The organism is Schaalia sp., assembly GCF_050312375.1.
Taxonomy (GTDB): Bacteria; Actinomycetota; Actinomycetes; order Actinomycetales; family Actinomycetaceae; genus Pauljensenia; species Pauljensenia hyovaginalis.
The window spans coordinates 1-15,128 of the sequence record NZ_JBNOYB010000037.1; the positions used below are offsets into that span (position 1 = coordinate 1).

General features: G+C 68.5%; 12 protein-coding genes. 7 read left to right on the forward strand and 5 right to left on the reverse strand.

The annotated features are described in order from the left end of the window. Positions 1-219 precede the first annotated feature (219 nt). Entirely contained in the window at positions 220-1,437 is a 1,218-nt protein-coding gene (locus tag ACQY7V_RS02640) for an NADP-dependent isocitrate dehydrogenase (RefSeq protein WP_154476353.1), read from the reverse strand. 186 nt (positions 1,438-1,623) lie between these two features. Then, positions 1,624-1,917: a DUF3017 domain-containing protein gene (locus tag ACQY7V_RS02645; protein WP_303843332.1), complete on the reverse strand. Its 294-nt coding sequence runs from the start codon at positions 1,915-1,917 to the stop codon at positions 1,624-1,626. A gap of 127 nt (positions 1,918-2,044) precedes the next feature. Between ACQY7V_RS02645 and pta the strand changes: the two genes are divergently transcribed. The 6 genes from pta to ACQY7V_RS02675 all read left to right on the forward strand — a co-directional run bounded on the left by pta (position 2,045) and on the right by ACQY7V_RS02675 (position 9,479). Beyond that, positions 2,045-3,544, forward strand: coding sequence for a phosphate acetyltransferase (gene pta / locus ACQY7V_RS02650; protein ID WP_320836269.1), 1,500 nt, complete (start codon positions 2,045-2,047; stop codon positions 3,542-3,544). Between the two features lie 155 nt (positions 3,545-3,699). Next, positions 3,700-4,896 carry an acetate/propionate family kinase gene (locus ACQY7V_RS02655; protein WP_303843178.1) on the forward strand — a complete coding sequence of 399 codons (1,197 nt, stop codon included), beginning with the start codon at positions 3,700-3,702 and terminating at the stop codon, positions 4,894-4,896. 315 nt (positions 4,897-5,211) lie between these two features. Further along, positions 5,212-5,433 carry a helix-turn-helix domain-containing protein gene (locus ACQY7V_RS02660; protein WP_235362355.1) on the forward strand — a complete coding sequence of 74 codons (222 nt, stop codon included), beginning with the start codon at positions 5,212-5,214 and terminating at the stop codon, positions 5,431-5,433. Further along, on the forward strand, positions 5,430-6,605 hold the full coding sequence (locus ACQY7V_RS02665) for a type II toxin-antitoxin system HipA family toxin (RefSeq protein ID WP_320836268.1): 1,176 nt from the start codon (positions 5,430-5,432) through the stop codon (positions 6,603-6,605). The genes ACQY7V_RS02660 and ACQY7V_RS02665 overlap by 4 nt, the downstream gene beginning before the upstream one ends. Before the next feature lie 259 nt (positions 6,606-6,864). Continuing rightward, on the forward strand, positions 6,865-9,117 hold the full coding sequence (locus ACQY7V_RS02670; RefSeq protein ID WP_320836267.1) for an NAD(+) synthase: 2,253 nt from the start codon (positions 6,865-6,867) through the stop codon (positions 9,115-9,117). Further along, positions 9,114-9,479 (forward strand): hypothetical protein, encoded by a 366-nt coding sequence (locus ACQY7V_RS02675; protein WP_320836266.1) that lies wholly within the window; start codon positions 9,114-9,116, stop codon positions 9,477-9,479. The genes ACQY7V_RS02670 and ACQY7V_RS02675 overlap by 4 nt, the downstream gene beginning before the upstream one ends. Before the next feature lie 72 nt (positions 9,480-9,551). Here the strand turns inward: ACQY7V_RS02675 and ACQY7V_RS02680 are convergent, their stop codons facing one another. The 3 genes from ACQY7V_RS02680 to ACQY7V_RS02690 all read right to left on the reverse strand — a co-directional run bounded on the left by ACQY7V_RS02680 (position 9,552) and on the right by ACQY7V_RS02690 (position 12,876). After that, on the reverse strand, positions 9,552-10,937 hold the full coding sequence (locus ACQY7V_RS02680) for a DUF418 domain-containing protein (protein ID WP_320836265.1): 1,386 nt from the start codon (positions 10,935-10,937) through the stop codon (positions 9,552-9,554). A gap of 140 nt (positions 10,938-11,077) precedes the next feature. Beyond that, positions 11,078-11,560, reverse strand: coding sequence for a DUF456 domain-containing protein (locus tag ACQY7V_RS02685; RefSeq protein WP_303775033.1), 483 nt, complete (start codon positions 11,558-11,560; stop codon positions 11,078-11,080). Continuing rightward, the gene (locus ACQY7V_RS02690) at positions 11,557-12,876 is read right to left on the reverse strand and encodes an MFS transporter (protein WP_235362090.1); all 1,320 of its coding nucleotides are present in this window, start codon (positions 12,874-12,876) and stop codon (positions 11,557-11,559) included. The genes ACQY7V_RS02685 and ACQY7V_RS02690 overlap by 4 nt, the downstream gene beginning before the upstream one ends. 175 nt (positions 12,877-13,051) lie before the next feature. Here ACQY7V_RS02690 and ACQY7V_RS02695 point away from each other — a divergent pair, with 175 nt between their 5' ends. Beyond that, positions 13,052-14,722, forward strand: a complete 1,671-nt coding sequence (locus tag ACQY7V_RS02695) for a fumarate hydratase (RefSeq protein ID WP_235362091.1) — start codon at positions 13,052-13,054, stop codon at positions 14,720-14,722. Positions 14,723-15,128 lie beyond the last annotated feature (406 nt).

Here is a 15,128-nt window from a genome sequence, read left to right on the forward strand (position 1 = left end):
TCACTGCCTCCCGGACGCGAAATGCCCTCAGCACCATCCCACAATGCGAGAAACACGCTCTTGGCATGAGTGCGGGGCGGCGGGAGGAGTCCCGCCGCCCCGGCGGCTTCGAGCCGAAGCGCTCGCGATCTTCTGCTCGATGCGCCCTCGGCACCCGCGCGCCGGCCTCACCCCCGGGGGCGCCGGCGCGAGAAGGAGGCGCTCATCGGCGATGAGGCCTCAGACCAGCCGCGCCTTCAGGTCCTCGTCGAGCGCTTCGAGGAAGCCCTGCGTGGTGAGCCACGGCGCATCCGGGTCGATGAGGCGCGCGAGGTCCTTCGTCATGCGTCCGGAGGCGACGGTGGAGATCACGACCTCCTCCAGCGCGCGCGCGAATCCGATGACCTCGGGCGTGTTGTCGAGCTTGCCGCGGTGGGCCAGACCGCGGGTCCAGGCGAAGATCGAGGCGATCGGGTTCGTCGAAGTCGCCTCGCCGCGCTGGTGGCGCCGGTAGTGGCGCGTGACGGTGCCGTGGGCGGCCTCAGCCTCCATCGTGCGCCCATCGGGGGTGACGAGGACGGAGGTCATGAGCCCGAGCGATCCGAAGCCCTGGGCGACGGTATCGGACTGGACGTCGCCGTCGTAGTTCTTGCAGGCCCACACGTAGCCGCCGCTCCATTTGAGGGAGGAGGCGACCATGTCGTCGATGAGGCGGTGCTCGTAGTGCAGGCCCGCCTTTTCGAAGCGCTCCTTGTACTCGCGTTCGAAGACGTCGGCGAAGATGTCCTTGAAGGCGCCGTCGTAGGCCTTGAGGATCGTGTTCTTCGTCGAGAGGTAGACCGGGTAGTTGCGGTCGAGTCCGTATTCGAAGGAGGCGCGGGCGAAGTCGGCGATCGACTCGTTGAAGTTGTACATGCCCATCGTGACGCCCCCGCCCTCGGGCATGCGGATCACTTCGTGCTGGATCGGCTCGGAGCCGTCGTCGGGCGTGTAGGTGAGGGTGATCGTGCCGGCGCCGGGCACTTTGAAGTCGGTCGCGCGGTACTGGTCGCCGAAGGCGTGGCGGCCGACCACGATGGGCTTGGTCCAGTGGGGGACGAGCCTGGGGATGTTGTCGATGATGATCGGCTCGCGGAAGACGACGCCGCCGAGGATGTTGCGGATCGTCCCGTTCGGGGACTTCCACATCTTCTTGAGGCCGAACTCCTCGACGCGCGCCTCATCGGGGGTGATGGTCGCGCACTTGATGCCGACTCCGTGCTCTTTGATGGCGTTGGCGGCGTCGATGGTCACCTGGTCATCGGTGGCGTCGCGATTCTGGATCGACAGGTCGTAGTAGCGCAGGTCGAGATCGAGATAGGGGAAGATCAAGCGGTCTTTGATGAACTGCCAGATGATGCGGGTCATCTCATCGCCGTCGAGATCGACGACGGGACCGGCGACCTTGATTTTCGACATGTGTCCTCCGGGCTGCGGTTCGGGGAGCTGGGCTCCTGCAAAATTTATCTCGACATCGAGATTACTTGATTGTGCGCTCCCGGGCGCGCGCTTTCAAGACCCGATCCGCTCAGCCCCGCCCCGGGGGCGCCTTCGCCCTCGACGATCCCGATTCCCGAGGGCGGCGGGGCCCGTTCTGCCGGTCGTTCAGCCGATCCCCATCGTCGCCGTGAAGGGCGAGAAATACCACAGGGCCAGGGCGACGCCCGCCAGGAGCGCCGAATCCATCCAGCGATTCCTCGAGGCGAACCAGGGGCGCCCCGGAAGGAGCAGGCGCAAGAGGGCCATCGCCCCGAGCGCCGCCGCGAGCGCGAGAACCGCGCGATGCGGGTGATCCGTCAGGGCGAATCCCGCGACCGAGGCCAGGCCGCCCAGGGACACGAGCATGGTCGCCCACTGCCACCACCGCGGGCGTTCAGCCTCCGACTCGCGCGCACTCATGCGCTCCAGGGTAGCGGGTGCCTCCTCCATCACACCCCTCGGGACGCCAAGAGGAACGAGGGCGGGGCTACGATGTTCATACAGCGCGAATGGTCGCGCACATTTTCACGTGAATGAAGGAGCCTTCGTGACTTCCCGTTACATCGTTGTCGGGCCTGAATCAGCGAACGCCGCACGCGACGCGGCAGACGAACTCGCAGATCTCCTCTCCGGACGCGGAACCCTCGCTCGCCTGAGCGCTTTGGAGGGCGTCACGCCCTCCGATGCGGCCCTCAGCCCCGCGACCGCCCTGGCGACGACCCTCGAGGCCGTCCGCGGAGCCGACACCGATGCCGTCCTCATCGACGGAGCGGGCGCCCCCGACGCGAGGACCTTCGACCCGACCGGCTGGAACCTCGATCTCGCCGCAGCCGCCAAGGCCGGGGTCATCCTCGTTCTCGAGGCCGAGGGCGCGAGCGCCGACCTCATCGAAGAGGAGATCCGCATCCTGGCCCGGCGCGCCGCAGCCGCCAAGGCGACCCTCGCAGCCGTGGCGCTTCCCGCGGCGCTCGCCGAGCGCGTCAACGCGGACGCCCTCGTGCTCCCCCTGCCCCTCACCTCCGAAGCGGTCGACGCCCTGCTCGCCCTGCCCGAGCCCGCCGCCGTCACGCCCCTCGCCTTCCAGGCCGATCTCATCGATCGCGCCCGCGCCGATCGCAAGCGCATCGTCCTGCCCGAGCCCGAGGACGACCGCGTCCTCCTCGCCGCGGCCGAGGTCCTCGCACGGGGCATCGCCGACATCACCCTCGTCGGCGACGCGGCCGCCGTCGCGACCCGAGCCGAAGAGCTCGGCATCGATCTGTCGGAGGCGACCGTCGTCTCGACCTCCGATCCGGAGCTCGTCGAGAAGTACGCGGCCGAATTCGCGCGCCTTCGCGCGAAGAAGGGCGTCACCCTCGAGCAGGCGCGCGAGAAGATCCAGGACGTGTCCTACTTCGGCACGATGATGGTCCACATGGGAGACGCCGACGGCATGGTCTCGGGCGCCGCCCACACGACCGCGCACACGATCGTCCCCTCCTTCCAGATCATCAAGACCGCGCCGGGCGTCTCGATCGTCTCCTCGATCTTCCTCATGCTCATGAAGGATCGGGTCTGGGCCTTCGGCGACTGCGCCGTCAACCCGAACCCGACCCCCGAGCAGCTCGCCGACATCGCGGTCTCCTCGGCCCGCACCGCAGCCCAGTTCGGCGTCGAGCCGAAGGTCGCGATGCTCTCCTACTCGACCGGCAACTCGGGCTCGGGCCCCGATGTCGACGCCGTCATCGAGGCGACCCGGATCGCCCGCGAGAAGGCCCCCGAGCTCGCGATCGAGGGACCGATCCAGTTCGACGCCGCCGTTGATGAGGCCGTCGCCTCGAAGAAGCTCCCGGGCTCGCCCGTGGCCGGACGCGCGACCGTCTTCGTCTTCCCCTCTCTCGAGGCGGGCAACATCGGCTACAAGGCGGTTCAGCGCTCCTCCGGCGCGGTCGCCGTCGGCCCGGTCCTCCAGGGACTCAACAAGCCGGTGAACGATCTGTCGCGCGGCGCCCTCGTCGAGGACATCGTCAACACCGTCGCCCTCACCGCCGTTCAGGCCCAGGGCTGACTCGGACGCTCGTCCCCTCAGCGAAAGCACCACCCCCTTCCACTCCCCATCCTCTTTCTCCCGGCGAGAGCATCACCTTTCCCCATCGAGGGGATTTCCCCCGCCCTCGCCCCCATCGTCGAGCCCCGCCTCGCCCCGACCCGAAAGGCCACCCCGTGACCCAGACCGTCCTCGTCATCAACTCCGGCTCCTCCTCCATCAAGTACCAGCTCGTCGACCCCGAGACCGGCGACGCCATCGCCAAGGGCATCGTCGAGCGCATCGGCGAGGCCCTCGGAACGATCAAGCACGTCCACGGGGCCGATGTCACCGAGGAGGAGCTCCCGATCCCCGACCACGAGGTCGGCATGCGCGAGGTCCTCCGCCTCTTCGACGCGAAGGGCCCCGCGCTCGCCGAGGCGGGTATCGTCGCCGTCGGCCACCGCATCGTTCAGGGCGGCAAGTACTTCGACGGCCCCGCCCTCGTCACCGACGAAGTCCGCGACCTCATCGAACAGCTCTGCCCGATGGCGCCCCTGCACAACCCCGCCCATCTCAAGGGCATCGATGTCGCCCGCGAGCTCATGCCCGACATCCCCCACGTCGCCGTCTTCGACACCGCCTTCTTCCAGCAGCTCCCCGAGAAGGCCTCCACCTACGCCCTCAACGCCGAGGTCGCCGAGAAGTACGCGGTCCGCCGCTACGGCGCCCACGGCACCTCCCACCAGTTCGTCTCGCGCGAGGTCGCGAAGCTCCTCGGACGCGACGACCTCAAGCAGATCGTCATGCACCTCGGCAACGGGGCCTCGGTCTCGGCGGTGAAGGACGGCAAGCCGATCGACACCTCCATGGGCCTCACCCCGCTCGAGGGCCTCATGATGGGTTCGCGCACCGGCGACATCGACCCGGCGGTCGTCTTCCACCTCGCCCGTCAGGCGGGCATGTCGATCGACGAGATCGACCACCTCTTCAACAAGGAATCGGGCATGAAGGGCCTCACCGGCGAGACCGACATGCGCTCGGTGTGGGGGCTCATCGGCAACGATGAGGATCCCGAGACCCAGGCGAAGGCCCGGGTCGCCATGGACATCTACATCAACCGCCTCCTCAAGTACGTCGGCTCCTACACGGCCGAGCTCGGCGGCCTCGACGTCATCACCTTCACCGCGGGCATCGGCGAGAACGACTGGAGAGTCCGTCGGGAGCTCGCCGAGGCGCTCGAGCCCTTCGGTGTGAAGATCGACGTCGAGAAGAATGAGGGGCGCATCGGCGAGCCGCGCGTTGTTTCGACGCCCGATTCGAAGGTCCTCCTCCTCGTCTACCCGACGAATGAAGAGCTCGCGATCGCCCGTCAGGCGCTCACGCTGCTCTGATTCCCTCTCTTCGGGCGTTCGGGGGCGGTTCGGCTTCGGCCGGGCCGCCTCCTTGCGCGTGCGCGGACCGCGTGGTTTCCGAGGGCGGGGCGGAGTTTCTTCTGAAGGGGCGTTGAGGAGGCAGGAGGAGGAGCAGGCCCCTCGAAACAACCGAAGAATTATTCGGATTCCGCTCACAGGGGCCTCACCGCGGAGCACCCAGCCCCGAATTCCGAAGAATTCTTCCGTTTAACACCTCATCGCCGTAGACTGAGCAGAAGAAGGAAGACATTCCGAAGAATTCTTCCGCTTTTTCATCCGGGAAATGAGGGAGCCGTGCATTCTCAAAGCACTGACGCGACCGCCGCGACGATCGGCCGATCCATACGCGACATGCGCAAGAACTACCGACTCACCCAAACCCAGCTCGGAGATCTCGTCGGCCTGTCGGACAAGACGGTGCGCGACATCGAAAGGGGAACGGGCTCCCCCAGTTTGAAGGCGGTCCTGTCCACGCTATCGGCGCTCGGCCTCCGACTCGAGGTCACGGACTCATGATCTTCTCCTCGCTCCGCTTCATCGACACGGCCGACGTGTACAAAGGCGATGCGCTGGCCGGACGCCTCCGCCGAAGCGCGGGAGGCGAAATCGCCTTCACCTATCTTCCCGGCTACTCGGGAACCCCCGTCTCAACATCATTGCCCCTGACGGACGAAACCATCACAGGCGGCGGCGGAGCGGTGCCGAGCTTCTTCGCCGGTCTACTCCCCGAAGGACACCGGCTCAGCGTCATGGCGCGGGCGGTGAAGACCTCCTTGGATGACGAACTCACGCTCCTCCTCGCCATCGGCGGCGATACTCCCGGAGATGTGAGGATCGTGCCTCACGGGCAAACACCGCGAGAGCTCGTTCCCGCAGTGGACCTCAGCGACAGCCGCGTCGACTTCCGCGCGATCAGCGACCTCGTCGACCAGGTCGGACTTCCCGGGGTGCAGTCCAAGGCCTCCGCCTCGATGATCACGACGCCCGTCAAGGCCCTCGGCCGGGCGGCGATCCTGAAGATCGACCCGCATGACTACCCCCACCTCGTCATCAACGAAGCACTGCACCTCGAAAAGGCCCGCAGGCTCGGAATACCCGTCTCCACCCATGAAGTCCTCACCGATGCGCACGGCCTCCGCGGACTCGTGGTACACCGATTCGACCGGGGCATCGACGCCTCCGGCCGTTCGACTCGCTTCGCCCTCGAAGACGCCGGACAGGTACTCGGAATCTGGCCCGCTCAAAAATACTCGGTGAACAGCGAAGATGTCGTACTCGCCCTCGCCGCTCAGACACACGCGCCTCTTCTGGCAACGCGCAACCTCTACATCCAGTTCCTCTACGCATGGCTGACGGGCAACGGCGATCTCCACGCCAAGAATGTCAGTATCCTCCAAGACGCCTCAGGCCGGTGGGCAGTGGCCCCCATCTACGATGTTCCGAGCACCGCCCTCTACGGAGACACGACGATGGCCCTGCCCATCGCCGGTCGGACGAAAGGCCTTCGCCTGCGCCATTGGGATGAATTCGCCGATTCGATCGGGCTACCGCTCAGAGCCGCCCGCGCGGCCAACCGCCACGTCCTGAAAGTCGTCTCCGACATCGATCTGAGAGTCCTGCCCTTCGAGGGCTCCCCCCTGCATGCGGCCGAGCGGGAGCTCAGACTGCGGCGCGCTGAAATCGCATGAGCAGCGCGATCAGCTGAACCGAGGGGCGGCCCCGCCGAAGCCGGGCCATCCCACCGCCGCCCCGCCCCCGCATCCAAGCGCACCGCCCCGCCCTCGGAACCCCGCGCCGCCCCCAAAAGTGCCCAAGAGGGCGTTCGGGACGCAGCCGGAGCCCTCTTGGGCACCTTCGGGGGAAGAACTTCATCAGGCGACCTTCACCGTGAAGCCCTCCCATGAGGCTTTCAGCGATAATGTCCTCAACCCCCCCGAGGAGGAACCCGTGAACTTCCATTCGCTCTACGACCAGGGCTTCGCGCGCCTCGCAGCCGCGACGATCCCCGTCCACCCGGCCGACCCGGCCCGCAACGCCGAAGAAGTCGTCTCCATCGCCCGCGAGGCCTCCGACAAGGGCGTGGCCGCCCTCCTCCTGCCCGAACTGTGCCTGTCGGGCTACGCGATCGACGACCTCCTCCTCCAAGACGTCCTCCTCGACGAGGTCGAAGCCGCGATCCACTCGGTCGCGCGGGCCTCTCTCGACCTCCTCCCGATCCTCATCGTCGGAGCCCCCGTGCGGGCCGAGGGCTCGCTCTACAACTGCGCGATCGCGATCCACCGGGGGCGCATCCTCGCCGTCGTCCCCAAGCTCCACCTGCCGAACTACCGGGAGTTCTACGAGAAGCGCCACTTCGTCACCCCGGGCGCCTCGACGCCGATCCTCATCGACGTCTCGAAGTGGAGCGCCGTCGAGAACCCCTACGAGAAGTTCTCCCCCGAGTACGTCCCCTTCTCCTCCGCGGTCATCGAGGTCGCGGACGTCCCGGGCCTCAAGATCGCCGTCGAGGTCTGCGAGGACATGTGGGTTCCGGCCACCCCCGGCTCCTTCGCCGCCCTCGCGGGCGCGACCGTCATCTGCAACCCCTCGGCCTCCCCCATCACCGTCGGCCGCGCCGAAGACCGCCGCCTCCTCGTCCGCTCCGCCTCCGCGCGTCTCAACGCCGCTTACCTCTACTGCGCAGCGGGCGAGGGCGAGTCCACGACCGACCTGGCCTGGGACGGCCAGACGATGATCTACGAGTGCGGCGATCTGCTCGCCGAGGGCGAGCGCTTCATCGCCGGGGGCCGCGCCCTCACGATCGCCGACGTCGATCTCGACCGCCTCGTCACCGAGCGCACCCGCCAGAACTCCTTCGCGGACAACGCCGATTACGTCAACGCCGAGCGGGCGGACGCGCCCTTCGGCCCTCTGTCCAAGGTGGCGGAGGTCGAGACCCGGCTGGATCCCCCGCGCACCGACCTCGGCCTCGAGCGCCCGGTCGACCGCTTCCCCTTCGTCCCCGACGACCCGGCGCGCCTGGCCCAGGACTGCTACGAGGCCTACAGCATCCAGGTCTCGGGCCTCGTTCAGCGCCTGCGCGCGATCGGGAACCCGAAGGTCGTCATCGGGGTGTCCGGCGGTCTCGATTCGACGCATGCGCTCATCGTCGCCGCGCGCGCGATGGACCTCCTCGGGCGCCCGCGCGAGGACATCCTCGCCTATACGATGCCGGGATTCGCGACTTCGGAGGGCACGAAGTCGAACGCCCTCGAACTGTGCGAGTCGCTCGGCGTCCCCTGCGAGACGATCGACATCACACCCGCCGCCCGCCAGCTCCTCGCCGACCTCAAGCACCCCTATTGCGAGGGCGCCGACGCCTACGACGTGACCTTCGAGAACGTCCAGGCGGGCCTGCGGACCGATTACCTCTTCCGGATCGCGAATCATCGCGGCGGCATCGTCCTGGGCACCGGCGACCTGTCGGAGCTGGCGCTGGGCTGGTGCACCTACGGCGTCGGCGACCAGATGAGCCACTACGCGGTGAACACCGGCGTGCCGAAGACGATGATCCAGCATCTCATCCGCTGGGTCGTCGCCTCCGGTCAGTTCTCGGCGCGGGCAGGCGAGGTCCTCACCCGCATCCTCGATCAGGAGATCTCCCCCGAGCTCGTCCCGGTCAAACCGGGTGAGAAGATGCAGTCGACGCAGGACAAGATCGGCCCCTACAACCTTCAGGATTTCACGCTCTACTACGTGCTGCGCCGCGGAGCCCGCCCCTCGAAGATCGCCTTCCTCGCGCAGAGGGCATGGTCGGATGCCGCTCGCGGCGAATGGCCCGCGGGCTTCCCCGAGGCCGAGCGCGTCGCCTACACCCTGGAGGAGATCGTGAAGTGGGAGGCCCTGTTCCTCCGGCGCTTCTTCTCCCAGCAGTTCAAGCGCTCCGCGCTGCCCAACGGTCCGAAGGTCATGGCGGGCGGTTCGCTGTCTCCGCGCGGCGATTGGCGCATGCCCTCGGACGCCTCGGGTGCGCGCTGGGTCGCCGAGCTCGAGTCGGCGGTCGCGGGGGTGCCCGGTTCGGGGATCCCCGCCCGTCCGCAGTCTCCGGATTCCCCTGGCGGCGAGGGCGGGGCCCTTTCATCCCCTGGTGACGAGGGCGGGGCCGACTCCCCGTCGGTGCGGGCGTCAGCCGCCCTCAACCCGAAGGGGGCCTCCCTGTGAACGTCCTCGCCGTCATCGGCCCGATCGGATTCGCGGCCCTCGCAGGCCTCTACGCCCTCGTCGCGACAAAGGCGCGCGCCGGGACCCTTCCCAAGGGCTCTGCGCTCGGCCTCCACCACCGCGAACTCGAGACCGACGAGGAGGCCTGGACGACAGGGCACCTCGCCGCCTGGCCGATCCTCGCGATGGCCGCGCTCGTCTCGGGCTTCCACGCGTTCGGGTCCTTCATCGCGGGCGTTCTCATGGGTGAGGAGGGGCGCGGATTCCTCACGGTGCTCGTCGTCTCGGGGATCGTCGTCGTCCTCGCCCTCTGGTTCGTCGCCTCGGCGGCGGCCGTCAACGCGGTGAGGCGGAGGGAGTAGCGCCTCGGAGAGCCCGAGTCGAGCCCGACAGGGCCGGAATCAAGGCCGACGCGGCGCCGCAGCGGGCGCCGCTCAGCCCTGCGCTTGCCGATCGTCCGGGCGTTCTTCTCCGGCTCCCCCGTTCGTCTGCGCCATCGGCGGCTCCATCGCCGTTCGCATCATCGACGCCTGCGCCGAGGGTGCGACGGGGACCCCGGGCAGGATCTGCGGGGCGGCCGACGCTGCGACGGCGGTGCGCAGCAGCACCTCGAGCGGGCCGCGAGCGCGCCCGCGGGCTTCCATGACCCGGCAGACGAGGGCGATCACGGCCCACACCGCGACGGCGATCCCCATGCCGAGCAGCGGGTTCACGCCCTCGACACCGCTGAGGCCGAGGACGCCGAAGACCGCGATGAAGACGAAGGTCTGAAGCACGTAGGCGCTCATGGATCGTTTGCCGACGGCTGCGAGGAGGGTGCGGGCGGCGCCGAGCCGCTCACGGGGCGGACCCGCGATGAGGACGAGGAGGGCCAACCACCCGATCGCCCCCGCGATGCCGCCGAACTCGTGCAGGGCGGCCGCCCCCGTGGGAGCGGACTCGAGGAAACCCGCTGCGGCCAAGGCGCGGGGAGCGCCCATGAGGGCGCCGAGCGCCAGCCCGAGGATCCCCGCGCTCAGAAGGAGGCTCCGGTGGCGGTCCGGTGAGGACACGAGGTCCGTCGTCGCCAGGGCCGCGCCGATGAACACGGCGGGCAGGACCTGCGAGAGCAGGAGCGTGAAGAGCGTTGAGGGAACCCATGCGACGAGGCCGATCAGCGGGTAGAACCATCCGACGAGACCGGGGATTGTCGCATTACCGCCCTGATTCGCCGCGTGCATTCCGGTGTTCGCGAAAGAGTCCGCCGCGAATTCGCTGAGCAGGAGCATCGCGAGGCCGAGCGCCTGCTGGACGATCCCGATGACGATCATGAGGCGCCACCGCCTGCCCGCGATGAGACCGGCGCTAAGCACCGCGACCAGGGCGTAGGTGCCGATGATGTCGCCCATGAAGAACAGGGCGTGAACGGCGCCGAAGAGCAGCATCCACCAGCCCCTGCGGCGGACGAGGGCGCGGCCCGACTCGAGCGCCTCCTTCTCGAAGCCCGCGATCCAGCTGTCCCTCGCCTCGGGGCTCAGCCCCGGGGCAGACTCGTCGAGTTCGCGGGTCCGGGCGGCCACGTGGGCGTCGTGGCGGCGCCGGATCATCGTCATGAGGCCGAAACCGAAGAGGAGTGAGAAGAGCGGGTAGGCACGGTGGTCGACGAAGAGCTGTCGGATGAGGACCCACCACTGATCCGCGGCTCCCCCCTCGCCGGATGCGGGGAACAGGGCCGTCCAGAAGGGCACGTTCGCCACGGCGATGAGGAGCAGCATGAAGCCGCGGGCGACATCGGGCGCGGGGTAGCGGATGGAATGAGAACCGGTGAATGAGGTAGACATCACCGCGATCCTATAGGAGGCCGGGGCGCGCCCCATCAGGGATGACCCTGATGGGCGGGGTCCTCATCCGGGACGGGCCCCGGCCGGGCTCCGTCTCCTTCTCGGACGAGGCCGTCAGACGGGGTCTTCAGACGAGTTCATCAGACGAGCACGAGCCCCACGATCCACAGGCTCGTCGCCACGAGGGCGGCGACGAGCTCGATGAGGATCGCCAGGCCGAGCGTCTTCATGACCTTCGCCGTGGCCCCGAGTGCTGCCGCATGAGCGCCGAGGCGCCGACGCTCCATGAGGTACACGGTCCCGATCGCGCCGAGCGCGAGACCGAGGACCGGAACGACGAACCAGCCGATCACCCCGACGAGGAGGGCGAGGAGGAGCGTCGAGTTCGGAGTGCCCGACTCCATGAGCCGCTTGCCGGGCACCAGGTACTTCAAGACGCTTGCGCCGATGAGGACGAGGAGGGCAATCCCCGTGATCGTCCAGGCCGTCGCCCCGCCCTCGACGATCGCCCAGACGATCAGGGCGATGCCGATCACCGCTCCGGAGGGCACGACCTGGACGATCGCGCCGATGATGCCGACGAGCATGGCGATGCCGACGAGGACGTTGACGATCCCGATCATGAAGCGCCGCCTCCCGTTTCCGCGCGCTGAGGCGCGATGATGAAGGCGACGAGGAGGGTGAGGAGTCCGGCGACGGGGACGACGATCATGGAGGCGCGCAGGCTCGTCGCTTCGACGATCAATCCCACCAGGGGCGGCGCGCCCAGGAATGCGAAGCGCGAGAGCCAGGTGACGATCGTCAGCCCCGTCCCGGGCGCGAGCCCGGGCACGTCGTCGGCGGCGTTGTAGGCGATCGGGACGATCGCGGCGCACCCGTATCCGGTGAATGCCATGCCGATGAGGGTCGTGGGGACCGAGGGGGCGAGGACGCCCAGGCCCATGCCGAGCGTCACCAGGGCGCCGCCGAGGAGGACGGTCCTCCGGTTGCCGAGGCGCCCCATCAGGCGGTCGGCCGTGAGGCGGCCGACCGCCTGGCTGGCGAGCATGACGACGAAGGCGGCTCCCGCGAGGGAGGCCTTCACCCCGAGGTAGTCGCGCATGTAGAGGCTCGACCACGTCGAGGTCGCGTCCTCCATGAGCATGCCGACGGTCGCGAGGAGCGTCAGCGCTCCGACCACGAAGTAGGGCGGCGCGGCGATCGCGTGCACGCGCATCTCCGAGGGCGAGGCCCCCAGCGCGTCTTCAGCCCCTCCGCCCGCGTTGGCGACGAGGAGGATCGGATCGGTCTGACCGGCGTGCGGGTCGGCGCCCGGCAGCGCGAATCTGAGGGCGACGAGGCCGACCGCGATGAAGACGAGGGCGGAGCCGAAGAGGTGGACGCCGAGCGGCAGGTCGAGGGCGGTCGCCCCGATCCCCATGAGGCCGCCGAGCATCGCGCCGATCGACCAGCCGGCATGGAAGGAATTGATGATGGGCCGCCCCATGAGGCGCTGGATGCGCAGGCCGTGCGCGTTCTGCCCCACATCGGTGACCGCGTCGAAGCCGCCCGCCAGGAAGAAGAAGCAGGCGAAACCGAGATGCAGGAGGAAGCCGGCGCTCCCGGCGCCCTCGCCCATCGACTCCCGGCGCATCGCGAGGAGCCCCGCGACTGCGAGCATCGCGCCGATGCCCATCGTCCCCGCGACCGCGGTGCGCGCCGAGGAGAACCTCCGGATCGCCTTCGCGGCGAAGCCCCCGAACACCAGGGCCCCCAGGGGGAAGAGGGCTACGGTGAGCCCGTACACCGGTTCCGACAATCCGAAAATGTCCTTGATCTGCGGATACCTCGGAATGATGTTGGCGAAGAGCGCGCCGTTCGTGAGGAAGAGGGCGAACACCGATGCCCGGGCCCGGCAGAGGCGGAGGTCGAGGGCGTTTGAAGAGGGGGTGGAGGACACGGCTGCTCCTAGATCGCGCTGAGGGTTCCAGCCTATCTGAGAGCGCTCCCGCCCTCGTCATCCGAAGAGCCCCGCCCTCGTTGCCCGACGGGACCCCGGTCCCCGGAACACCCGAGCCCGAGGCCCTAGGCTTACTCCGAATGGGATACCGACACGAGGCGCGAAGGAGCCACACGTGACCGAGTTCTTCTACGAAGACCTGCTGCCGCTGGGCGAAGACCCCACCGAATACCGACTCATCACCACCGAGGGCGTCGAGACCGTCGAAGGGCCCGACGGGCGGACCTTCCTCAAGGTCGCCCCCGAGGCCCTCGAGCTCCTGGCGAGGACCGCCTACCACGACATCTCCTTCTACCTGCGCACCGCGCACCTCGAGCAGGTCGCGAAGATCCTCGACGATCCCGAGGCCTCCGCGAACGACAAGTTCGTCGCCCTCGACCTGCTCAAGAACGCGAACGTCGCCTCGGCCGGCATCCTGCCCATGTGCCAGGACACGGGCACGGCGATCATCAAGGGCGAGCGCGGCCAGCGCGTCCTCACCGCCGGTCCCGACGAGCGCCCCCTCGCCAAGGGCGTGTACGAGGCGTACACGGAGCTCAACCTCCGTTACTCGCAGAACGCCCCGCTCACGATGTACGAGGAGAAGAACACCGGCTGCAACCTCCCCGCGCAGATCGAGCTCTACGCGGACACCCACGAGGGCCACGAGACCGATTACCACTTCCTCTTCATGGCCAAGGGAGGCGGCTCGGCGAACAAGTCGTACCTCTACCAGATGACGAAGGCGATCCTCGATCCCGAGCACATGATGCAGTTCCTCGAGGAGAAGATCCGCTCCCTGGGGACCGCGGCCTGCCCGCCCTACCACCTCGCGATCGTCATCGGCGGCACTTCCGCCGAGTTCGCCCTCAAGACCGCGAAGTACGCTTCGGCGCACTACCTCGACGAGATGCCGACCCGCGGCTCCGAGCTCGCCCACGGCTTCCGCGACATCGAGATGGAGGAGCGGGTCCTCGAGCTCACGCGTCAGATGGGGATCGGCGCCCAGTTCGGCGGCAAGTACTTCTGCCACGACGTCCGGGTCGTCCGCCTCCCCCGCCACGGCGCCTCCCTGCCCGTCGCGATCGCCGTCTCCTGCTCGGCCGACCGGCAGGCGAAGGGGAAGATCACGCCCGAGGGCGTCTTCATCGAGAAGCTCGATACCGATCCGGGGCGTTTCCTGCCGGCGACCGACCCGGCTGAGCTGGGCGAGGACACGGGCGCCGTGCGCATCGACCTCGACCGCCCGATGACGGAGGTCCTGGCCGAGCTCACGAAGTACCCGGTGAAGACCCGCCTGTCCCTCAACGGCACGATGATCGTCGCCCGCGACATCGCGCATGCGAAGATCCGCGAGCGCATCGAGGCCGGAGAGCCCATGCCGCAGTACATGCTCGATCACCCGGTCTACTACGCGGGCCCGGCCAAGACCCCCGAGGGCATGCCCTCGGGCTCCTTCGGCCCGACGACGGCCGGACGCATGGATTCCTACGTCGACCAGTTCCAGGCGCTCGGCGGCTCGATGATCATGGTCGCCAAGGGCAACCGCTCCCAGCAGGTGACGGACGCGTGCGCGAAGCACGGCGGCTTCTACCTCGGTTCGATCGGCGGCCCGGCCGCCGAGCTCGCGGCGAACTGCATCAAGAAGGTCGAGCTGCTCGAGTACCCCGAGCTCGGCATGGAGGCCGTGTGGAAGATCGAGATCGAGGACTTCCCCGCCTTCATCGTGGTCGATGACAAGGGCAACGACTTCTTCGCGGGGACTCAGGAGGTCACTCTCACGCTCGGCAAGCGCGCCGGATTGTGAGCCGCTCGGCGCCGAGGCCCTGAGGCTTCGGTCCTGAGGACCTTGCGCGGCCCTGCGGGCTTTTCCGCTCGCGGGGCCGCGTTCTTCGCGCCGGGCGACGCACCTCGGTCCGCCTCGGCAAGTCGGCAGTCCGCCCCCTCGTCCCCTCGCCTCCTTCGATGCACCGGCTCCTCGATCCCCCGTCCCTCGACGCTTCGGACGCGCATTCTGCTCCGCCCTCGCTGCGAGTCGATCATGAGGCGGCGGGGCGCCCGTCTGGAGCGGAAACGGCGCCCGGTTCAGCGTGAGCACGTGCTGAACCGGGCGCCGGGATCTCCGTCCCGCATCCCCTCGACGCCAAAAGGTGATGCTTTCGGCGTGAAAAATGGGGGGTGTCGGGGCGGAGGACCGTGGGCCCGGCCACAAA